The following is a 23,356-nucleotide window of genomic DNA, read 5'->3' on the forward strand; positions in this document are numbered from 1 at the left end:
CCCCCACAGTGCTATACTGTGTTATGTAGATGCACCCTGATGATCGGGAGAGTCGCCTAATTTTAGGGCTCTCCTTTTTTATTTGTCTGGATGCTGCCGCTTCTAAAAACCTAGACAAACCTACCCATCAGTAATTCTGCCGGGTATCAGCCAAGCGTAAGCGTTAACGGTTATCGACCAAAAGTTACACCGTGGACTTATACCAAGGCAGAATTACTGATGGGTAGGTTTGTCTAGGTTTTTAGAAGCGGTTAAACGTGAAAATGCCTAATAATATGTAGGGGCGGGTTTAGGGACAAAATCAAGAAACCCACCTCAAACCAAACAACAAAACCCGCCCGAATCCCAACTTAATAATTTGAGATGAAGACAAATAAAGCCTTCTATAAGCTGATAGCCAATAACTGTGGTTCCTGGGAAATTTAGTAGTTCTTCAATAGCACCAATCATGGTTCAACTTCCTGCCAGATCAGATTCCTGTCAGATCAGATAACGACGCTCCGAGAGTAGAGACCTACTATGCTACCTCTAGACCCCCCAAGAGGGCTTCCAGTAAGATGGGATTATCGTGGACTTCACCAAATGCCTGGAGTAAACCCTGAGTATCTGGCATAGTTGTGTTCTCCTTCTCATTAAGTTGGCGTTATTGCCAGTGTCTAGGGTTACTGTAGCACGCTCATGTGAATTGGGTTAGTAACTAAGGGAAGAGATTGGGAGAAGGGAGATCAGGAAGAAGAGGGAGAGGGGCTTCCACCCTGCCGCTCTTTCCTGTGAGAGAATAATAGACGGTGTTCTCATATCAGAAGCGACTATGCAAACCAGCGATCGCACAGCTATCAATTCCCACTCTCAACGTCCTCTATTCCCCGCCCGGACAGCAACCGTGAGACGTACCACGGGTGAAACCGATGTCCAGGTTAGCCTGAATTTCAATGGTACAGGAACCTGTCGTGCGGACACAGGTATCCCCTTTTTGGATCACATGTTGCATCAGCTATCCTCTCATGGGTTAATTGATTTAGACGTGAAAGCCACGGGTGATATCGAAATTGACGATCACCATACCAATGAAGACGTGGGCATTACACTGGGACAGGCGTTTGCTCAAGCATTAAGCGATCGCAAAGGGATTGTCCGTTTTGGTCATTTTATCGCACCCTTAGATGAGGCATTAGTCCAAGTGGCACTGGATTTTTCGGGGCGTCCTCATTTAAGCTATGGCTTGGAGATTCCCACTCAACGGGTTGGCACCTATGACACGCAACTGGTGCGGGAATTCTTTGTCGCATTGGTGAACCATAGCCAAATGACGTTGCACATCCGTCAACTGGATGGAATTAATTCTCATCATATTATTGAAGCCACATTTAAAGCCTTTGCGCGATCGGTCCGTATGGCAACAGAAATTGATCCCCGTCGCGCTGAAATGATTCCCAGTTCTAAGGGGGTTTTGTGACTTAATGGTGAGTTGATTTCACTCCTAAAATGGCTCATCGGCGCGGAGAATAATCAAAGGGTATTTCGGTGACAAATGACGAATGATGTAGCTTGCTTCTCGATGAAAGCGAGTATGACAAATGACAAATAACGAATGACAAATTAAACCATTGGCGGAATCGTTAATCCTTTAAGCGATCGCGCTTTTTCTAGACTCAACCCTTTACACTGCATCAGCACCGCAAAACCTCCCAATCCCGTGGGGTCAATCAGTTGATGTAAAGCATCCCGACGCTGCATAATTCTAATCACATCCTGCGCCCCCGCCATCGCTTGTCCCTGATGGCTTCCTAATCCTGACAATGCCGAGATGCGATCGCCTAATCCTAATGCCATTAAAAACAACCCTTGTTTAGTCAATTCTACGGTTTGTAATCCAGACAATTCTCCTTGCCGTTCCAACGCCGTAAAATTCACATGAGCGGTAATATCTTGTTGCCCAACATTTACATAAGGATTATCATGATGGCGGTGACGATAATAGCATTTTAATGTTCCCTGATGTCGGACGGGTAAATAATAGCGATCGGCAGGATACCCATAGTCAATCGTGAGCAAAAACCCTTGTTTCAGCTTATTAGCAATCATCTCCATCCAATCCAACGCTGCCAAATTGACTTCAGTTCGATAGCCATCTGGATACGCACCTGAATATAAATCAATTCCTATCCATTGAAAATACTCATTTAACTGAGGTGTAGAACTATCATTGGTAACTTCGCCAAAATGAATCTCATCTCCTTCTGTCGTTACCGTTGTCACATACACTTCCCGAAGCTTTCCCTTTTCCAGCACAACTTGATGCACTGGAAAGGCATCCACGAGTTCATTAGAAAAACAACACCCGATAATTGAGTTGTCTGGTATTTCATCAAAGGTACACCAGCGTAACGGTAAACCCGGTAGATTCAACTGGGTTAAAACTTGCTGTTGTTTACTGATCAATCCCGCTGCTTTTTCAACAATGATATAGTCTAACGCTGCAAAACAGTCTGGATACTGTCGATATAAATAATTCAAAACATCAGCCGCAACCAATCCTTGACCCGCCCCCATTTCCACCAATGTAAAGGGTTCGGGGTATTCCAGAATCTCCCAGATTTGGGCGAACTGTTCTGCCAGTAACTCACCAAAATCATGACCCAGATGGGACGAGGTAAAAAAGTCTCCTTCAGAGCCAATATTAACTGCACCCGTAGCATAATATCCCTGTTGGAGATGATAGAGGACTAAATCCATATATTCGGCAAATGAAATACGCCGATTTGGTGTCGCCACAATTGTATCGGCAATTAGGTGTCTTAAGGATTTATCTTGGGGGGATAATGACATGAGTACAGATTTGGTAACCGAGTAGAGACTCGGGGAAGCAGAGGAAGCCTGTAGAGATGCGATCCAGAAGCGTCTGGAAAGCAGGGGTTGTAGGGGCGAGTCGCTGCATAAATGTGGAGGGTAAGAATTAACCTGTCTCGACTCGCCCCAGTCTCAATCGTTAATCTCAGAAAGGGGACTGTATTATTTAAATCATTAAAGAGCGCCCCCACAAACTGATATCAATTAACCAAGGGCTGAGTCGCGATCGCATCGAGTCCCACCGATTTCAATAAGTCTGCCCAAGCCACTTGAAAGGAGGAATCCTGTGGATTAGATTGTCTAAGTTGAGCCAGGGTTGTCAGCGTATCAAACCAAATACCATTTGCCCCATACTGGAGAGCCTGTTCTAGCAAAGGTTCTCCGTCTAGCTGATTTAATGTTCCATTCGGCTTAATCCGTTTAATCACGCCTTGGACTCCGGGACTATCGGGCGTAACTTGTGCGCCACAAATCATCAGAAACGACCAATGATACGTTTTACCCATTTCTAGCTTGGATGCTTCCTCAGGGAGCTTGACGCGGATAATCCCTGCTTGTTTGGGCATGGGCAAGGTTGTTTCGTAATAATAATCCTCATTTTCGTCCTTAAGCACAAAGAGTGCCTGCTTTGCTGTGGTTTTAGGGACGTAAACAAAAAATGTCGGGCGCTCTGCAACGGTCAATCCTTGGCGAGTCGTGGGCATTACAGGGGTAATCCTTGGGTCAAGTGCCTTGGCGTCTTGAGGACATCCACCATCACGAGTTCCTCCTCCTTGTCTATTGTTGGGTAAGAGTGGCTCACCCGTTGATGGCGGTGTGAAACTTACCGTCACCATCGACCGACTGGCTAACGTTCTACCCGGCATAACCTCTTGCGCCTGCACGGGTAGCCCCTCAATCGGCAGGATGTTCCACAACAGACTGAGGACAAAGAAGCTAATATAAGTGTAGTAATGTTGCCAAGTCATGAGCATAATCCTCTTGAACAGTAAATGCCTTGGCTAATGACACTATTAATATTAAACAATTTTGTTTATAATAGCCAGTCTTCACCCCTAGATTTTACTCAACCCATAGGAGTAAAAATTGAGAAAATTTATGATGACTCGCAATAAACCGATTTACTCCCTAGAGCGCAAGATTTCAGTTGCACTTGCATCCTAATGAGAGTCCTGATTCAGACGGAGTAGAGACGCGCCATAGCGCGTCTGGAAGCTGGGGATGTTAGCAAAGCTGATAAAAAGTATCGTTTGTTACAGAAATATTTTATCGACTAACTATGGCTTGCTGCATAAAGCCGAAACCATTAACTATCAAGGCTTTGAGTGGCATTGATATTTGCTCTTCTTCAAGGAAAAAAGGTCAAACCCTTTCATATCCTTGCACCACTATCAGGGAAAATGTACCATTGCTACCCCTGCTCCCTCTGCTCCCCCTGCTACCCCGGCTCTCTTCCCCCACCACAAGACTTATTCAGCCGCCCCTAAATATTTTTTCATCAGAGTAAAAAAATAGCGATAAATCTTGATGGAAACAGCAGAGCTTTCAACAGGGCTGTTCCTTCCTAATCTCAACTGTCCCGTTGCGTTGAATTTTGTTCGACTATAACCAATTACCTACTAAAACAAACGGTGCCCAGTAATAAGGATGCTCGTACTTAGGATTTTTCAAGATAGAAAGCTGTGCCTGACGCAGAGATTCCGCTTTGCTGTTTTCAGCTTGAGTCAGGTATTGGTAAAACTCAGCCATAAGTTGAGCCGTTGATTCGTCGCGAACTGACCACAGGGTTGCCAGAGTGCTGCGAGCGCCGGAACGTACAGCAACACCTGCTAATCCCAAGGCGGCTCGTTGATCCCCGGTTGCGGTTTGGCAAGCACTGAGAACCAGTAATTCAATCGGTTGGTTATCCTCTCGTTCTCGAACTTGCAGTAGTTGATCCAAATCATTGACATTAACTGGCCCCTCCCAGGTCAAGATAAACGTATCTTCCACCTCGGAACTAAACTGACCATGAGTAGCTAGGTGAACTATGGGGAAAGGAACATCACTAATTTCCTGCTTAAGTGTGGTTGTGGTAAACTCCTGATTGAACAGCATCTCAGACGGTACTTGATCCGAGATTTTTTTCAGTTCCAACTCAACTCCCGGTAAGGCAGAAAACCCCCCACGTTCCTCGCTGAGTCCACCAATTAATGCCTGAAGCCGTTCTCGGTCTAATGCACGCGGTTCTAACAGTTGCAATCCGGGACTAACCGCGACACTATATTTTTCAATGAGATACTGTTCTCCATCATAAAGGGCTGCCATAGGCAGATTTCGCAACGCCCCATCCAGGATAAAGACGAGGGTTTTAATCTCATTGTCGGCTAATTCAGCTTCTATGGGTCGAATCAGCCAGTCGTAAATGTCTTGGGAATAGCGTAACCGTTGTTTGTTTGACAGAACAGGATTGAGGAATTTGCGGAGTTGGACAAAGGCGTTGTTCACCTCTGCTTCCGGTAATTGGGTTTGATAATGGTGCAGGGGTTGTCCCGGCAATGATAGAATCACAGCTAATCGATCTGGCAGAATAATCGGATAAATCACTGCCGCCGTGGGATCAACCTGATCAATTTGTTGGGATTGCGCCTGGATACAGGTGTTGCGAAAAAAGTTATCTAATTCAGCAAGCTGGAGGGATTCAATCACCTCACGGGCTTTTTGGAGGTTTTTTTGAGACGGATCAGATTTGAGGAGTAATCCCACCAGTTGACGATAGACGGGTTCAACCCGTTCTCGAAAGTAAAATTGTAAATTGGGCAGGGCAATCAAATCACTGCGGAGCGATCGCAAGGTTTCCACGGCGACGGTATAAGCGGCGACGGCATCCTTTATATTTCCCTGCTTTTCCAGAATACGACCCAGTTGCCATTCCCATAAGTAGGCAATATCACCAGCATTAATGACTTGAACCAAACTCAGCGCCTGTTGCGTCAGCTTTTGCGCCTCGGCTAACTGCTGCTTCTGTTCGTAAAGTTTGCCTAACTCGCCCAAAGCGTAGGATTCAGCTTTCGCGTCTTGAATCTGTCTGGCTTGTTGAATGGCTTTGGCTAATATTTGTGCGATCGCGCCGTTCGTAGTGAGCGCTTTAGCGCCGTTCGTAGTGAGCGCTTTAGCGCCGTTCGTAGTGAGCGCTTTAGCGCTTCCGGTTTCTGGGGTAAGGTTATCGGTTAAACCCATCAATTGACATCCAGACGTGCCATTGCACGTCTCTACATCGCTGCTCATCCGCATCAGACTATCTGCTAAATTGACATGAGCATAAACCGCCGCCCGACTGGGGGATAGGGTGGCGAGACTAACTTGGATTTGCGGTAATAGTGCGATCGCGGCGTCTTCTTGTTCCGTATTGATCAACAGACTCAGTTGGTTCAATTGAGCTTTGATTTGGATCAGTGAATCGGTTGCATTTTTAGCGGCTTTCTGGTAATAATCTAATGCTTTGTCATCTTCTTGTAAGTCTCTAGCCACATTTCCTAAGCTCAACAGAATCGCACTGGTATCAGGAGTTGGGTTCAGTTTTTGGGCGATCGCTAAACTTTGAGTTAAAAGGGTTTGGGACGTTTTGGGATCACCCAACTCTTGCAGGGCAATTCCTAAACTCTGCAATCCTTGAACTTTTAGCAGGGAATCAGGTTGGGCTTGGAGGTGTTGATTTGCCTGTTCTAGGCGGGTTTGCGCCCGTCGATAGAGTCCCAAGGTTTGCAAGGCTTGGGCTTGGTTAATTTGGCTTCCCAGTTTTCCGGTTTCATCACCCGCACGGCGGTAAGCGTCGCTGGCTTGTTTCCAGGTGTCCAAGGCGGCTTCAGCTTGTCCTTTGGTAAGTTGTAGGCGTCCCTGCGTATTCAAGGCTTGACCCAGAATCGCTAAACCTCCTGATTCCCAATTGTCTTGGTGTTGCAACAGATCAAGACTTTGGCTAATCGCCTGTTCTGCGTCTTGGACTTGTCCCAAGTTTTGATAAGCTAGCGAGAGATAACTTAAACTTAGGGCTTGATTTAGGCGATCGCTCTTTGCTTCATACTCTTGGGCGGCTTGTTGCCACAGTTGTGCTGCATCAGCAAAACGTCCCGCTTCAAAGGCAGCAATCCCTTGTTCTAGAGGGGTTGGGGAATTGGCAATTTTGGCGTTTGCAGGTTGGCGTTTTAAGCGCCTGGTGTTATCCCCAAGGTGTAAGATTTTATCGGTTTGGGCAATATGCCCTTCTGCCCTCTGCCCTCTGTCCTCTACCTTGTCTCCACTAACGTGTAAAGATTCAACTGGATATGAAATTCCGGGTAATACAGTGGTGACGAGAAAAAGGGTTAGCCCAAACAGTATCACAAAGGAAGCATACCGTCTCAAACTAGACCGAATCTTTAGCCGAAAAATTTGACTAGCCCACTTCATAGTTTGACCTGATTTTGATAGTTAACGGTATCCAGAGGGAGTGTTGAGCGTTGACCCTTTGCTCAAAGGAATCTGGTTTTGAGTAGGGGCGGGTTTAGGAAATTATGTTTCGCTATTGATCATAACGTTTGTACAAAACCCGCCCTGACTTAATTGGCAGTTAGGAAATTATGTTTCGCTATTGATCATAACGTTTGTACAAAACCCGCCCTGACTTAATTGGCAGTTAGGAAATTATGTTTCGCTATTGATCATAACGTTTGTACAAAACCCGCCCTGACTTAATTGGCAGTATTGACACTTCGCTCAAGGGTATGATGTTGAGTTCATATCATATAAGTTCGCATCGAAATTATGTTTTTTTAACGCAGAGGGACGCCGAGGTTCACGCAGAGGGACGCAGAGGTTTTTTGCTTGATTTGAGTTCCTCCCAAGAATTAAAAAGAACAAGTTTGTGGTTTATATCGAGGACGTTGGGGAGAAGCTTCCGGTAAATTAGCTACCAATTCAACTTGACCTTTTTCATTGACAATCCAGCCTTGTGCTTCAATAATTTGAGGTTGAGGATTGGGTCGGGAAAAGTGGAAATTGTTTTCTGTTTTAGCGACAGACGATGGGGAAGATGCCACAGACAAATTGCGTACATCTGACCACACTGTCTCACTGGTAAGGGGTTGAGTTGGGTTGGCAGGTAAGCCACCGCGCCCCGTTATGGCAAAGTAATTCCCTTCATTAGCAGCACAGCCAAGAGCAATAAGTGTGCTGGTATCTGTGAAATTTTCGGGGAACTCAACTAATCCTTGAGAGGGGTCAATACCCTGGATCACAATATTCACAGTACCACTAAACTCAGGACCCAATTCAGAGGTGGCTGTAATATCACTTTCTGGTGTCAATTTCTCCCGAAACTCAGTGCCAAAAATACCTTGAGCCGTAACACTAACTCGTCCCCCTCGACCTTGTTGAGCATTGGCAGTAATATCGCTATTTTCGTCAGCGACTAAGGTATCGGTGATGATGGTAATATTACCCCCATCTGTATTCCCGGCATCTGTGGTAATCTGACTCTCTTGAATCATCAGCAAGTTTTGAGTTTTCAGGGATAAGTTACCACCTTGACCCGAATCTGTCGCCGCATTAATTGTTCCCTGATTGTCTAATTGAATCAAATCGGCGACAATTTCTAATGTCCCCGCATCCCCTGAACCAAGACTATTCACGGCAACTTCTGCCCCATCCCGGATAATCAGTTGACCTGCATTTACCTTTAAAACACCCGCGTCCCCAGTGGCTTGCAAGGCGGGAAAGTCAGCACGTCCGGAGGAAGAAACTAAACTACTGGGAATTTCGACGGTGACTCCTCCCCCTGTAGAAATTCCTGTACCGATGAGTTCCAAGGTATCGGAGACATTAACCGTCAATGTGCCTCCATCTCCCGCACTCAGGGTGGTGGTTGAAATATTTGCCCCATTGTGAATGATCATATTTTGAGTGGAAACTGTTACATCTCCTGCGGGCGCACCACTAAAACTGGTGGTTCCTGGACCACTAATAAAGCGAGCATCCGGGGATAAGCCGTCAATTTCGATAAAATCAGTCGCATTTATGACAACATCTCCAGCGGGACCCCCGACTGGAATTAACCCCAATCCCGTCAATGCACCCGTCTGATTTCCCACTTGCGCCCCGTCGCGCATAATCATCTGGCGTGTATTTACGGTGATGTCGCCGCCTGTCCCTGTACTAAAGATACTGTTGGCAAAAATCCCTGTGGGAGCTAGGGCGCCAATGGGAGTGCTGTCCATTTGCACAGACTCAGAGGCGTTGACTTGCAAACTTCCCCCATCGCCTTGAGCCAAGGTAATCGTTTGCAGGAGTCCTCCATTTTTCAGCGTTAGGTGTTGCGTATTTAATCTGAGATTCCCCGCATCACCTGTTGTGCCTTGAAACGCCCCGGTGACAAAGGCAGAACCGGATATTTCAACGGACTCAGAAGCGTTGACTAAGACATCTCCCCCTCTCCCAGCACCCCCTGTTGGTGTAGACGCGATCGCGCCATTCCCCATCACTAACCGATTCGTGTCAATGGTTAAACGACCGGCTGATGCTGATGCACTATTTCCTTGAGTACCCGCTAAAAGTCCACCTCCAACAAATCCTTCTATATCGGACACTTGTAAGGGTGGGGGAGGTAAACCTAATGTCTTTAATAGTTCTGATAGTTCGGGTGTCAATGATTCGGGTGTGGCTAACGCCCTTAAGATAACGCTGAGTTGCAAAGCCTCAAATCCCGAACCACTCAGTTCTACGGAGTCGGAAGCCCGAATCGTCAGATCTCCCCCTGTCCCGCTACCAAAGGTTGAGGCGGAGACTAATCCTCGACCCTGCACCCGCAGTTGTCCTGTATTGATGGTTAAATCTCCCCCTGATCCAGCACCGACTGTATTTGCCTTAATGCTACTGAGAACCAAACCATCATCAGTCGGTGCAGCGCCAACCACTTCGACTAACTCAGCCGCGTTTATGGTTAAATTAGCTCCAGGTTGAGATCCTTGGGTAATGGATAAAATTTGTGACCCATCCCGGACAGAAACTTGTCGTCCTTGCACCAGAATCTCGCCCCCGCCTGCACCACTTGCATTGACGGTGGCTTGTTCTATCAATTGAATCGTGCCTAATGTCGAACTTGTAGCGTTCAGGAACGAGGATTGGGGAGAATTAAGATTCCACTCTCCATCAAAAACAGAACCCAGTTCAATTTTTCCCCCAGGTGCGGTTAGATGACCCCCTTCTAACTCCACATCTCCACCAATTAAGGATAAAGTTTGACCAGGTTGCACCGCTAGACCCACGACTTCTCCATCCCTCTGGGCGACGGATTGATTGACAATCATGCCGGGATTGGCTCCAAATTGTAAGCCTAGGGGAACGTTAACGGTGAGTAAAGGGGACGGGGGTTGAGGATTTGTGGCGCTGAACTCTAGCCCATTCTCAAAAATAATGCTGTCTGCTGTCGTGGCGCGAAATGCACCGGACACGTTTAATTGAGCATTTTCACCAAAAAAAATACCATTGGGATTCAGCAAAATCAGGTTCGCTGATCCATCGACGCCTAAGGTTCCCAGAATATTCGTCGGACTGTTTTCACCAGTGACGCGAGTGAAAATGGTTTCAATCCCGCTGGGGTTAGCGAAATCAACTCGTTGTCCATCTCCCACATTGAACTGTTCAAAACTGTGGAATAGGTGAGAATCCCGTTGAGCGCCGCCTTGAATCAGAATGTCTATTGGGTTATCGCCCGGTGTCAATATCGACGTTTCATCACCCAAAGTAGCATCAGGAGTAATTTGCGCGATCGCAGGCTGAGTTAAAACAACGCCAATCCAGCATCCCAATAGGCTTGTCGCGGTCAATGCCATTCGCGGGAAGCTGGCGAGATCGAGGCTTTTTTGATTCAGGTTTCGTGCCACCGCACCATTACGTCTCAAGTAACACCAAACAAGTTATCGCTTTATTTGGCTACAATAGCATCTTTCTTTGGGAAGATGGTAGAATCCAACAATGCTGTAGGGGTTGGGTTCATCAGCGACCTTGACGTAGTACGGCTAGCTGCTGTAATTGCTGGCTTTGCTGCTCCACTTGCAGGGATAGAGTATCACAGACGAGATCACACAATTCAAACAAAAATGGGTTAGCTATCTTATAGTAGACACAAACCCCTTGCTGTTCACGGGAAACAATTCCCGCTTGGTTGAGTATTTTTAGGTGCTTCGATACATTAGCTTGTCCGAGTCCGGTTTCTTCAATAATCTCCGTGACGTTCTTTGCACCGCCTTTCAAGCAGCAGACAATCTGTAGCCGACTGACTTCCGAGAGTACCTTGAAAAAATCTGCCATCAAGGTCAACGCCACAGGAGAGAGTTGGGCGATACCGCAATCTGTTGATGAAGTCGCTTTCTTGGTCTTGGGTTTGGTCGCTGTGCGATTAGGCATAAGGAGTAATGTTGTGCGGTTCGGTCTTGTTTACTGATTAGTCATATTATTACATACCATAAATAGGTTGGCTTCGCTGTCATGGTGAGAGAACCGACTGTAGGGGCGGGTTTTACAGATAGCTTATGCCACAAGCTGATACCTTGCCTCAACCCGCCCTTGGGGAAGCCGGTGAGTAGAGGGCAAAATGGTTCCCCGAAAAAATTTTTGGGCAAACCCTTGACACTATATAACTAATTGCTCATATAATACATACATCGACGAGAGGCGTCACTCAGTCGCGTCAGTCAAAGGGGTTTACCAATGGGCAAACTATTTAATGAGCTAAAACAAGACATTTTGTATCAGCACGGCATGAATGCCTGCCTGAATTGCGGTGTATGTACTGCCGTTTGTCCGGCAGCCGAGTTTAACGATTACTCTCCCAGAGAGGTGATGAACATCGTCCAATCCGAAGATGATGAACTGATTGAAGAATTACTCAAATCCGACAAGATTTGGTATTGCGGACAGTGTTTCTCCTGCAAAACCCGGTGTCCCCGAGGCAACAGCGTCGCCTCAGTCATTCTTGCCTTACGCCGACTCGCCATTCATTACGGTTACTTTGCTGAGTCGGAAAAAGGACGACAGCAATTAATTGCCAAGCGAGTATTTGGGGAAAATATGCTCAAACGCGGCTATACCTTACTCGCCCAAAACATCTCCCCCTCTCATTTCCCTGAACTGGGTGAGAACTGGGAATACTATTACGATCATATCAAAGAAATGCGCGAATGGTGGGGTGTGCCGATGGATTTGGAAAATAGCCCCGGTTCCCACCGGATGATTCCGGAACAAGACATGGAAGAAGTGCGGACAATTTACCAAAAAACTGGTGCCGTCTCCTTAATGGATGCCGTGGAAAAAGGCATGGAAAAGAAACTCGGCAGCAAAGCGGAAGTGGAAAAATACTGGCAAACCTGGTTAGAAACTGGGGATAGCCGCAACTACGAAATCAAATAAATTAGGATAAAAATCATGAAATTAGCCGGAAAAAACCAAGCCTGGGAAAGACACCAAAAACAAGTTCCCAGCGTCGATGAACCAGGTGGAAACTTATGGGGATGCTTCCGCAGTTGTTTTCTCCAAAGTGCCGCCCCCTACACCGAAGGCGTCGCCTATAAAATCTTAAAAAATGACCTAGGTATCGAACTGCGGGAAGCCCCTGGTCATACCTCCTGTGGGGCAATTGGATATCACGGCGATGTCAACAACCTAGAAACTCAGATGGTAATTGCGGCGAGAAATTTTTCCATCGCCCATTATGAACAAGGTGTGGATAATCTTTTCTCCTTCTGTGTCACCTCTTTTGCTAACTATACGGAAGTAATTAAACTTTGGGAAGAAGAACCGGATTTACTGGAATACACCGAAAAGACATTAAAAGAAACAACGGGTCGAGAGTTTTGGATTCCTCATGTATCCGGTGGTAGACCTTCGGTTGTTCATGCCTCAGATGTTTTCTTTGCCAATCGTCATAAACTAGCTGCAAAAGCTAAATATAGTCTCAAAGGAATCAAAGCCACAGATCACGTCGGTTGCCATTATGGGAAGATTTTCCCCGGTGAAGCCATGGGTGGGGCAGAATTTCCCCAAGTGTTAGTGGGACTTTTAGAAGCCTTTGGTGCAGAAATTGTTGATTATCCCGAACGCCGACATTGTTGTGGGATGGGCTTCCGTCAATGTGCGTTTCCTGAAAACCGGGATTACACGGCTGGGAGTGTTTATAAGAAATTAGCTAGCTTGAAAGAAGCACACCCAGACTGTAATTTAATCTTAACCAACTGTCCGGGTTGTACGGTATTTATGGATGCTGAACAAGGCACGATTAAAGAAGTATTGGAAGAAGAATTTAACGTGTCTATTTTAGACTATGCCCAACTGACTGGACTGCTGTTAGGCTATGACCCCTTTAAAGATTGTGGACTGAATGCCAAAGCCGTTCCGGTCGAACCGTTACTGGATAAAATTGGTATTCCTTATGACAAATCTAAGACGGCTGAAGAACGGAGACGACCATTTTAGTTTGTAGTAAGCGCTGTCTTCGCTTCTGGTACTAAAGTGCCTACTACGAACCCAGCTTAAACCAGTGACATTCGTTTTAAGTGGGTCGGGATATTAAAGATTATCACTTGTCATTTGTAAGGGGATGACTTGACAAACGGCAAAACTGGCAAATATCGCAAGGATGAAAACAATGGGTAAAAACGTAGTCGTAATTGGTGGTGGTCCAGCGGGAATGGCGGCGGCTGGAAAACTCAGCGAGTTAGGACAAGAGGTCACGTTAATTGAGAAAGAAGCCGAATTAGGGGGACATTTAAAGAAATGGTATAAAGTGTTTCCTGATTTTACCGATGCTTCAGAAATTATCGCTGAACTCAAAGGTGGATTGCATGGAACCCGGGTGTTAAACAATTGTACAGTGAATCAGATTGAGGGTTCCGCCCCCAACTTTACCGTAACCACTTCAACTGGGGAAAAAATTGAGGCGGCTTCAATTTTGGTTTCGACGGGATTCAACCCTTTTGATGCATCGTTTAAAGAGGAGTATGGATACGATATCTACGATAATTCCATCACCTCGGTTGAACTCGATGCCATGCTAAAACAGCAAAAAGTAAAAACTGCATCGGGAGAAACACCACGGAAAATCGCCATGGTTCATTGTGTCGGGTCTCGCGATGAGAAAGTCAATAATAATTACTGTTCCCGAGTTTGCTGTACCAATGCGGTCAAGGTGGCAATTGAAATTAAAGAACAGATCCCTGATTGTGAAATTTACAGTCTGTATATGGACATTCGGGTGTTTGGTCGCGGTTATGAGGAACTGTACCGAACGTCTCAGGAAAAATATGGGGTTCAGTTCATCCGAGGTCGGCTGTCTGAGGCAAATGAGAAAAATGATGGCAGTTTATTGTTAAGGGTAGAAGATACATTAACAGCAAGACCGATGCGGTTAACGGTGGACTTATTGGTGTTAATGGTGGGAATGTGTGGGAATACGGAACTGGCAGAAATTGCCGATCTAAAAGTGGGTTGTGATCGGTTCTATGAAACCGCCCATACTCAATATTCTAACAATTATTCGGCACGGGCAGGTGTTTTTCTGGCGGGGACAGCAACGGGTCCGAAAGCGATTGCTGAATCAATTACAGATGGGCGTTCTGCGGCGGCAGAAATTGCCGGGTTTCTCGCCACTAAGGTTGGTTCTCTCTCCCCATTTGAATCAGCGACCAATGGGCATTTTGCCAGTCAAAAGCAGGTTGTACATCAGTGAGGATTAAATCAATGGTCGCCAAAAAGAAATGCTTCTTTGGTATCAAAACTGATCGCCAGGTTGATGGTGATAAAATCAGTCAAAAGTTTATGGATAAAGTGATCGCTGAGGGGGGTGAGAATGCGGCGATCGCGAGTTGTATGCAATGTGGGACTTGTAGTGGTGGATGTACCAATATTGACCGCATGGATATTTCCCCCCGGAAGCTGATCCTGTTGCTGCAACGGGGTGAATGGGAAACGATACTTAAAAGTAACACCCTCTGGTTATGTACCTCCTGTTACACCTGTACATCCCGATGTCCCCGTGGAGTACGACCAGCAGATGTCATTGAGGCGGTTAAAGCCCTTGCCATTCGCGAAGGAATTGAGAACGACTCGACCCGATTTAATCAGATCTTTGTGGAGTTAGTTAAGAAACGCGGGATTGTCTTTGAACCGGAACTCATGCATCAATATGGCGGGATTGAAGCCATGTTGGAACAAGCTGAGTTGGGCGTCAAATTAGCACTTCGGGGTAAGTTGTCGCCCTTTCCGGCTAAAGTGAAAGACTCCAAAACCTTTAATCAAGCATTAGAAAAAGCGAGGGAAAAATGACCTATTCTTATTATCCAGGATGCAGCCTCCATTCCTCAGCCAAGGAGTTTGATATCTCCACCCGGATGGTGATGCAAGAACTGGGAATTGAACTGGAGGAACTTGAAGATTGGTCCTGTTGTGGGGGTTCCATCGCGGCTGGGGTGTCTCATGAGGTGGGGATGGCGTTAGCGGCGAGAAATGTGGTGCTGGCGCAGCAGAAAAATCGCGATCTTTTGGCATCCTGTTCGGGGTGTTACAACAAGTCAGCCAAGGCAGCCAAGGCATTAGAAAACGAGACGGAACGCAATAAGATTACGCCGATTCTATCGCAGATGGGGATGTCGGTTTCTGACTCTAATACTAAGGTGAGAAATGTTGTTGATGTCTTGGCGAATGATGTGGATATTTCTAGCCGGATCAAAAAGCCGTTGCGGGGTTTAAAAGTTGCCTGTTATTATGGGTGTCTTTTGACTCGACCCCAGGAACTAACGGGATGGGATTCTCCAGTTTTCCCCATGTCGATGGATAAATTATCTGAGATTTGTGGGGCGGAAGTGGTTGATTTCCGGTCAAAGACCAAATGTTGTGGGGGACCGATTCTTGTTCCTCAGGAAAAGGTAGCGTTTGAACTGACGAAGCGCCTGTTAGATGAGGCAAAATCCCTAGGGGCAGATTGTATGGTGTTGGCTTGTCCGTTGTGTGCTAATAATTTAGAACTGAGACAGCCGGATATTGAGAAGGCATACAATGTTTCCTATAAGCTGCCCATTCTTTATATCACGGAAATTATTGGCTTGGCGTTAGGGATTAAGCCGGGAAAACTGGGGATTAACAAGCACGTTGTTTCACCTAAACCTGTTTTGGCTAAATTGGGATTCTAATCGGATAACTATACCACCACTCCTGGTGCGCCACAGTTAAAATCGTGAAATAGATTTGACCATTGAATTGGGCAGATGTCGGTGTGGTAAAAGGGCGCACGTCTGTGCGCCCCTACAGTTCTAATCCATCCAATTAGGTGTGCTATACAAGTAGTGCCGTGACCCAACTAAAATGGGGCTTTGTTTGTAGTGAGAACTTTAGTTCTCTAACGCCTAGCTGGAGAGGGCTGAAGCCCTTACTACGAACCCAATTATTACCATCAATTTAGGCTTGTTACACCACTATGAACCACCACTTGATATTAAGCAGACTTTCCCCGCGCCAATGTAGAGGTATTGTCGGCAATGTGTCTACTACCTTGCATTTTTACTTGTACAAACAGCTATATAGTGATATACTTAGTTAAATAATTACAAGGTTCCCTGGCAATGTGGGAAACACTCTCAGCCAATAACCAAGGATTGCCGTCACCATCGGGCAATCGGTTCAGAGTGTTAGAACGCCGAAAAATCTACTGTTCGTTTACATTAGGTATCATGTTCAACAATGTCGGACGCTTCGATCAAATTGTTCGCTTACTTTTAGCACAAGTTTTACTGTATGCAGGGTTGAGTGTTTATCAAGATACTGGCTTAGTGGTTGGATTGGATATTGCCGCAGCTTTGCTTGCTTTCAGTGCGGCGATTGGCTTTTGTGGCATTTATCGCTTACTCAATATCAACACTCGCCCACCTCACGATCATCCACCTGTCTAACCTTTACGCCAGTTCTAGCAACCATTCATTTAAAGTAGGAGAAACCATGAAAATTGCTGTCGCCAGTCAAAATAAAACAAGCATAACTGAACACGCTGGACATTGCCAGAGGTTTTGGATTTACGACATCAAAGACAATGAAATAACCGCTAAAACGCTTTTGGAATTGTCACCTGAACAGTCGTTTCACAATAGCAAACCCAATCACTCCCACCCATTAGATGATGTGCAAGTTGTGATTTCTGGGGGAATGGGAAAGAAATTGGTGAGCCGTCTGGAACAGAAAGGAATTGAACCCGTGATTACTAAAGAAACGGATCTAGATAAAGCGGTGAATGGCTATCTTAATGGGTCTTTGGTCAGAGAAGATAGCGAATGTCATGATCATAAACATGAGCATCAACACCGCCATCAACACCGTCACGGATGTGAAACGTAAGTGAGATTTAGAACGGAAACCGTAGGGGCGCATGGCGTGCGCCCGATTCAATGGTAAAAATTCCACCATTTTAGCTGTGCCACGCTAGTAGCAACGGCAGATGAATTTTAAACAGTGGTAAAATAGACGAGGAGCCAATCCAATTAATTACTGTAGCCGCTTCGCTTGAATCAGGGGATCTATCTTATCTTATGCAATGGCTTAAAGTTGTAGCTGCGTCAACGAGAAAGGCGTTGGTGTCGCTTAAATTGTTTTGGAATTTACCGCAATGTCTATTCTCTCCACTCAACAGAATTGCCAGATTTTACGCAGTATCTATGAAAAAGTCGATCATCCTATTTTCGTGATCGATATCGATGAGCAAGGACATTACCGTTATACCGATTTTAATCCCGTGGCTAAAAAAATTTTGGGGTTAACGTCAGATAACCTACGTGGACGTTTACTGCGGGAAATATTGCCACCTGAATTCGCCGCGCCCTGTATAGAACTCTATGATGAATGCGTTAAGGCGGAAAAAACGATTCAATATGAAAAACTCGTTACTCTAGATGGAGAACCGATTTGGTGGCTAACGGGACTCACCCCGATCAAAGATGATAATGGGCGCATTTATCGACTCGTGGGAACCTGTACTGATATCACAAAACGTAAGCAATTTGAACAAGCGTTGCAAGAATCGGAAACTCGATATCGACAACTGGCACAACGAGAATCACTGCTGAATAGTATTGCCAGTCAAATTCGCGCTTCTCTTGATTTTAATACGGTGGTAGAAACTGCCGTTGATAAACTTTATCACTTGTTACAGTTAGAACGCTGCGTCTTCCGATTATATGTACCAGAAGCCATTCCTCCCGTAGCAGAAGTTATCGCTGAAGCCAAAAATCCTGAGTTACCTTCCTTAAACGGAAGTCAAGTTCCCGTCGCCGAAATTACTCCCTTAATTGCTAAAATTACCCGCAAAGAAGTGACTCGTATTGAAGATACCCTGACGTTGCAAGATCCAGTCGAACGCCAATTTTTTCTGGAGACATTAAACTATCGTGCGGTGGTTTTTGTCCCCGTTCACACTCAAGCGGGAAAAATTGGCGCTATCTGTTGCAGTCACAGTGGGAAAACGCGACATTGGAGTGACAGCGACGTAGACTTGTTAGAACGGGTAGCCGATCAACTCGCGATCGCGCTCACTCAAGCGGAACTCTACGCCCAAACTCGCTCAATTGCTGAATCGGAAGCCCAGAAAGCCATAGAACTGACAGCAGCGTTGCAACAATTGCAACAGACGCAAGCTCAACTTATTCAACAAGAAAAAATGTCCAGTTTGGGACAACTGGTGGCGGGAGTGGCTCATGAAATTAATAACCCAGTTAGTTTTATTTACGGGAATATTAATCCAGCTAAAGATTATATCGACGATGTTTTGGAACTGGTACAGCTTTATCAGCAATCCTATCCCAATTCCACTCCCCTGATTCAAGCCAAATTGCAGCAACTGGATTGGGAGTTTATTCAGCGAGACTTTCCTAAATTATTGGACTCGATTAAAATTGGAGCCGATCGGATTCGCAAAATTGTGCAGTCGTTGCGGAACTTTTCGCGACTCGACGAAGCTGAGATGAAAGCGGTTGATTTGCATGAAGGAATTGATAATACTTTATTAATTCTCGAAAACCGCTTGCAAGCTAATCCCAACCGTCCCGCTATCCAGGTTGTTAAAGACTATGGTAACTTGCCCTTAGTCGAGTGCTATGCTGGAGAAATCAATCAAGTGTTTATGAATTTGCTAATTAATGGAATTGATGCTTTAGACGTTGATTTATTGAAGCCGCCTAGGATCTATATTTTGACTCAAAGAGTAGACGATGAAACTGTGGCTATTCACGTTCAGGATAATGGAGTGGGAATACCAGCAAAACTAAAATCACGAGTTTTTGAACCGTTTTTTACCACCAAACCTGTGGGCAAGGGAACGGGATTGGGATTATCAATTAGTTATAAAATTGTCGAGAAACATCGTGGCACTCTCGACTATCGTTCCCAACTAGGGAAAGGCACGGAGTTTGTGGTGAAACTTCCGCGATCGCAGAAAAAGTAAAAAGTCCTAAATTCAATGATAGAGTACCAGATGCAGACTCAAAAAAACGCCTGTCAGCTTACTGTTTTAGTCGAGAATACAGCTTATGGGCGGGGATTGTTAGGAGAACATGGGTTGTCTTATCTGATTGAAACCGACTCCCAGCGCATTTTATTTGATACAGGGCAGGGGTTAACATTGCGCCACAATGCTCAACAGTTGGGAATTTCACTACAAAATTTAGATGCGGTGGCGCTGAGTCATGGTCATTATGATCATACAGGTGGTTTAATGACTCTCTTAGAAGACTGTAAAATTGCTAAACTCTTTCTGCATCCGGCGGCGCTACAACCCAAGTTTAGTCCCAGAGGGAATATTGGCTCTCCGATTCAAGATGCAGATAGGCTCAAACAGACGATTGATCAGTTAGTTTGGACAGATAAACCGACAGAAGTTATCCCTGGTATTTACTTGACGGGTTCAATTCCCCGGTGTCATCCCCTAGAAGATACAGGGGGTGATTTTTGGCACGATTCCCAGCAAAATCAAGTGGATTTGATTGTGGATGATCAAGCCTTGTTTATGGATACACCCGCAGGAATGGTGGTGATTTTAGGCTGCGCTCATTCAGGTGTAATTAATACCCTCAATTATATTGCCCAAATCACCGGAACCGATAAGTTTTACGCCGTAATTGGGGGAATGCACCTATTAAGGGCGAGTCGCGATCGCTGGCAAGCAACGGTGGAAACCTTGGCGAACTATAAGGTTCAGGTATTAGGGGCGAATCACTGTACCGGAACCGCCGCGATCGCGTTTTTGTGGCATCATTTTTTAGGCAACTGTATAAGCTGCAATGTCGGTACTCGCTTAGGGTTTGGCACTTGAACGTTGGCACTTTTTTGCCGAGTGTGTGATGCGATCGCCTGATAATCACGTCTAATTTAGAACGTCTGCCCTGTGTAAACCGAGCGAACTTCTCCATTCCGTCGAATAATCGCTTCTCCGTTGTTCACATCAACTAACATCCAGCCACTTGTGCCAATGGCTTCACCAATGTTAATCCGCTGAGTAATCCCATCAATTTCAAATAAGGCAGCAGAAAGTTGGTCTGACTCTAGCACTCCCACTAGAGTATGGTTTACAGGAGGCGGGGGTGGCGGTGCTGGTGGCGTTGGCGATGCTGATGCTGTAGGTGAAGTCGGAGCAACGGTTGGTGGTGGTGTTGGCGGTGTTTGAGCCGTGACTTGAGGAGGTGGTGGTGTGGGTGCAGGTGGATTAGCAGCAGGTGAAGGCGCTGGGGCTGGTGGTGGGGCGACTGAGGAATTGGCAGGGGGTACAGGGGGTATCCAGGAACTCTGGGGTGGATAAACCGGATAGTAGATTCGTTCCAAAATTGTACCCGGTGGATTAGCACCCATGGCACGATTGATAGCACCGGAAGAGTTGGTCGCACCTGGAGGTAGATTAGGATTACCTGTTCCACCACCTGCCATTCCAGCTTGTTGTCTGGCTTCAGCTTTACGGTCAATGGCTTCTAGCGCCTCCAACGCATACTCTCCAAACTCGTAATCGGCTTCTGAGGGGGGTTGGGTGTCAGCAGACGGTGAGGCGATAAAGTTGGGCAACCAAGGCGCAAACCGTTGTTTTTGAGTAATCAGTAGCAACAGTGCAGTTAGACCCACTGAAATTAGAGCCATTACCCATAAAAATTTATCCACAGACCAACCTGATTTTTTGGCATGGGAATCACTACTCTTTGTTCCTTTCGTTTCTGAAGACTGGGTTTCAGACGATTTTTGGTTCGTCTCAGAGGGCTGTTCCACCAAGTCTTGAGTCGGTATCACAGCGGGTGGCGCGGTGATGGAAGGCATCACAAGTGACTTTAAGGATACATAATCGGGTTTAGCTGGTTCAGTTGGTAATTTGCTACTCCCTTCCAAGATGCGGTCAAGATCTGCAAATAAATCATCCATTAACTTATCTGCATCGGCTTCGGCTGACCAAGACTGGATCGCAGTGGAGGTGGTTGATGGCTTGTTTGCCTTGTCGTGAGTATTGATATCCTGAGACATAATGGCTCGCTCTGATGGCTATAGAATTCTCTATATTAAGATGCTCTAAAGCATTTCCTATCGCTTAGATTAGCAATCAAATTACCGATCTGAGAAAAAATTCTCATCTTTTTATTAAAATTCTGGACAATTTTAAGTCCAATGGCGATATTGTGGGTCTACTTCTGTTGATTGGCTTTGGCATTGCGTCGCCACATCTGGGGTTTGATGCGTCGCAACGCGGATGCCGGAAATCGTTGATGCCATTGGTGATCTGAAAGTGTCGCCAGTTCCGCTAAGGTGGGAGCGACATTCCCAGGATAGGGTTCAAAGTCGGCTACATCTGTTGGTTGAGCAAAGCGTTGGTTCCAAGGACAAACATCCTGGCAGATATCACACCCCGCCACCCAACCCTGTAAATGGGGGGTGATGGATGAGGGTAGTTCCTCGGCTCGGTTTTCAATTGTATGATAAGCAATACAACGATTAGCATCTACGACAAAAGGTTTAACAATTGCTCCGGTCGGACAAGCCTCCAGGCAACGGGTACAGGTCCCGCAATGCTGGGTATGGGGAGTATGGGGTGTGAGTGATAAGTTGGTTAAAATTTCCCCTAAAAACACCCAACTGCCATACTCTCGCGTAATTAGATTACCATTTTTTGCGATCCAACCAATTCCAGCACGTTCTGCCCACACTTTATCCTGCACCGGACCGGTGTCTACGTAGTAACGAGCTTCGATTCCTTCTCCTTGGGCTTGTAACCAGTGGGTCAAGGCTTTGAGTTTTTTGTGCATCACCTTATGATAATCTCGTCCCCAAGCATAACGGGATATCTTGGCGTACTCGTTTCCTTGAGGACGTTGGTGAGGGGTGTAGTAGTTGAGGGCAACGGAAATAACGGATTTAACGTCTGGCATACAGGTATGGATATCTAAGCGGCGAGGATTCTGCATCCAATCCATGTCAGCATGATAGCCTTGAGCCAACCACGTTTTCAGATGTTGAGCGGCTTCCTCGTCAGCATTCCCTTCTATAGCTGCAATACCACAGTGATGAAATCCTAGCGATCGCGCTTTTTGCTTAATTTGATTGCTTTTGTCCTTTGTCCTTTGTCCTTTGTCCTTGGTCATCATAGGCATACTTTGGCAAGTTTCTCTATGATGAATGAAAGTTATCCCGACTAACAACCTGAAATGACTATAGAGGGCATTACCCAGTCCGTGATTTTGCGTTACTTTGAAACGATGAATGCTGGGGATTATGACGATGACAAATGACGTAGCTTGCTTCTCAAGGGAGCGAGTATGACGAATGACGAATGACCACTAAGCCGCCACTTGCTCCCAGGAACGAGCGAGCAACTGACGCCCCAACTCAATATCTCTAGGCGCACAAAGCCAATCGGGATGAGCTGTCATTAACAAACTTTCTAATGCTTCTTGATCAAACAAATGCCAGACAGCCGCGCCGTTAATCGTGGTTGCGATCGCGTAGCAATTGGCGCTGATACACTGAATGGTTGAGGTGTTGGCAATTCGCCGCAGTTCCATGCGATCGCCTGGTTGAAGACTTCGGAACCGCCATAATATTTGCTTCCATTCCTTGAGTGATAACACCGTTAATCCTGGAATCGCAACCTGGATATCCGGATCTCCATTGATGGTAATCCAATAGTGGCGTGATGGATCAATTCCTTCTAACCATGGAGAATCATCATCCAATCGGTAGCGGGGAGACAAGATAAACGGCTGTGTCATAGGAATGATGGGTTGCACTAAACTTAACAGCTAACTCTTGGTTTCGGAGGCTCACCAGTCCTCGAAACAAGGGCATCCTTAACATACAGACAGTCAAGTCGCTCTTAGGGCTTGACTTATCTAAAATCCTATAGATTCAGATATCTATATCAAGTAAATTTAACAAAGCTTATAGATTTAATTAGGATTATGACTGTTTTTGTAATATCTCGTAACAATTTCCG

General features: G+C 45.9%; 18 protein-coding genes. 10 read left to right on the forward strand and 8 right to left on the reverse strand.

The features are described from left to right. Positions 1-811: 811 nt before the first annotated feature. Entirely contained in the window at positions 812-1,456 is a 645-nt protein-coding gene (hisB, locus tag RH949_RS22485) for an imidazoleglycerol-phosphate dehydratase HisB (protein WP_006099045.1), read from the forward strand. A gap of 143 nt (positions 1,457-1,599) precedes the next feature. Here the strand turns inward: hisB and RH949_RS22490 are convergent, their stop codons facing one another. The 5 genes from RH949_RS22490 to RH949_RS22510 form a co-directional block, all read right to left on the reverse strand. Next, entirely contained in the window at positions 1,600-2,829 is a 1,230-nt protein-coding gene (locus RH949_RS22490) for a class I SAM-dependent methyltransferase (RefSeq protein WP_446356270.1), read from the reverse strand. A 221-nt stretch (positions 2,830-3,050) separates the two neighbouring features. After that, the gene (locus RH949_RS22495; protein ID WP_446356272.1) at positions 3,051-3,818 is read right to left on the reverse strand and encodes a DUF928 domain-containing protein; all 768 of its coding nucleotides are present in this window, start codon (positions 3,816-3,818) and stop codon (positions 3,051-3,053) included. A 634-nt stretch (positions 3,819-4,452) separates the two neighbouring features. Continuing rightward, positions 4,453-7,278 (reverse strand): CHAT domain-containing protein, encoded by a 2,826-nt coding sequence (locus tag RH949_RS22500; protein ID WP_446356274.1) that lies wholly within the window; start codon positions 7,276-7,278, stop codon positions 4,453-4,455. A gap of 437 nt (positions 7,279-7,715) precedes the next feature. Next, the gene (locus RH949_RS22505; protein ID WP_446356276.1) at positions 7,716-10,748 is read right to left on the reverse strand and encodes a two-partner secretion domain-containing protein; all 3,033 of its coding nucleotides are present in this window, start codon (positions 10,746-10,748) and stop codon (positions 7,716-7,718) included. Positions 10,749-10,860: 112 nt separating this feature from the next. Beyond that, entirely contained in the window at positions 10,861-11,271 is a 411-nt protein-coding gene (locus RH949_RS22510) for an ArsR/SmtB family transcription factor (RefSeq protein ID WP_006099097.1), read from the reverse strand. A gap of 303 nt (positions 11,272-11,574) precedes the next feature. Here RH949_RS22510 and RH949_RS22515 point away from each other — a divergent pair, with 303 nt between their 5' ends. From RH949_RS22515 to RH949_RS22555, 9 genes are all read left to right on the forward strand, one after another. Continuing rightward, complete coding sequence (locus tag RH949_RS22515; RefSeq protein WP_446356278.1) at positions 11,575-12,273, forward strand: 4Fe-4S dicluster domain-containing protein; 699 nt, start codon at positions 11,575-11,577, stop codon at positions 12,271-12,273. A gap of 15 nt (positions 12,274-12,288) precedes the next feature. Further along, positions 12,289-13,335, forward strand: a complete 1,047-nt coding sequence (locus tag RH949_RS22520) for a heterodisulfide reductase-related iron-sulfur binding cluster (RefSeq protein WP_446356280.1) — start codon at positions 12,289-12,291, stop codon at positions 13,333-13,335. A 172-nt stretch (positions 13,336-13,507) separates the two neighbouring features. Further along, the gene (locus tag RH949_RS22525) at positions 13,508-14,587 is read left to right on the forward strand and encodes an FAD-dependent oxidoreductase (protein WP_446356282.1); all 1,080 of its coding nucleotides are present in this window, start codon (positions 13,508-13,510) and stop codon (positions 14,585-14,587) included. Between the two features lie 11 nt (positions 14,588-14,598). After that, a complete protein-coding gene (locus RH949_RS22530; protein ID WP_446356284.1) occupies positions 14,599-15,183 on the forward strand; it encodes a 4Fe-4S dicluster domain-containing protein in 585 nt (194 codons plus the stop codon). Next, positions 15,180-16,046: a CoB--CoM heterodisulfide reductase iron-sulfur subunit B family protein gene (locus tag RH949_RS22535; RefSeq protein WP_006098868.1), complete on the forward strand. Its 867-nt coding sequence runs from the start codon at positions 15,180-15,182 to the stop codon at positions 16,044-16,046. Before RH949_RS22530 ends, RH949_RS22535 begins: the two co-directional genes overlap by 4 nt. Before the next feature lie 429 nt (positions 16,047-16,475). Beyond that, on the forward strand, positions 16,476-16,802 hold the full coding sequence (locus RH949_RS22540; RefSeq protein WP_232231642.1) for a YgaP family membrane protein: 327 nt from the start codon (positions 16,476-16,478) through the stop codon (positions 16,800-16,802). Between the two features lie 46 nt (positions 16,803-16,848). After that, positions 16,849-17,241: a NifB/NifX family molybdenum-iron cluster-binding protein gene (locus tag RH949_RS22545; RefSeq protein ID WP_006098951.1), complete on the forward strand. Its 393-nt coding sequence runs from the start codon at positions 16,849-16,851 to the stop codon at positions 17,239-17,241. A 268-nt stretch (positions 17,242-17,509) separates the two neighbouring features. Continuing rightward, the gene (locus RH949_RS22550) at positions 17,510-19,339 is read left to right on the forward strand and encodes an ATP-binding protein (RefSeq protein ID WP_446356287.1); all 1,830 of its coding nucleotides are present in this window, start codon (positions 17,510-17,512) and stop codon (positions 19,337-19,339) included. Between the two features lie 30 nt (positions 19,340-19,369). Then, on the forward strand, positions 19,370-20,206 hold the full coding sequence (locus RH949_RS22555) for an MBL fold metallo-hydrolase (RefSeq protein WP_446356289.1): 837 nt from the start codon (positions 19,370-19,372) through the stop codon (positions 20,204-20,206). Between the two features lie 56 nt (positions 20,207-20,262). On the opposite strand, the gene RH949_RS22560 is transcribed toward RH949_RS22555, so the two are convergent. The 3 genes from RH949_RS22560 to RH949_RS22570 form a co-directional block, all read right to left on the reverse strand. Then, a complete protein-coding gene (locus tag RH949_RS22560) occupies positions 20,263-21,393 on the reverse strand; it encodes a hypothetical protein (protein WP_446356291.1) in 1,131 nt (376 codons plus the stop codon). A 158-nt stretch (positions 21,394-21,551) separates the two neighbouring features. Then, on the reverse strand, positions 21,552-22,508 hold the full coding sequence (gene queG, locus RH949_RS22565; RefSeq protein ID WP_006099020.1) for a tRNA epoxyqueuosine(34) reductase QueG: 957 nt from the start codon (positions 22,506-22,508) through the stop codon (positions 21,552-21,554). 192 nt (positions 22,509-22,700) lie between these two features. Further along, the gene (locus tag RH949_RS22570; protein WP_044205293.1) at positions 22,701-23,132 is read right to left on the reverse strand and encodes a hypothetical protein; all 432 of its coding nucleotides are present in this window, start codon (positions 23,130-23,132) and stop codon (positions 22,701-22,703) included. Between the last annotated feature and the right edge of the window lie 224 nt (positions 23,133-23,356).

The sequence above is a fragment of the Coleofasciculus sp. A1-SPW-01 genome (genome assembly GCF_040217205.1).
In the GTDB taxonomy this organism is placed as follows: Bacteria; Cyanobacteriota; Cyanobacteriia; order Cyanobacteriales; family Coleofasciculaceae; genus Coleofasciculus; species Coleofasciculus chthonoplastes_A.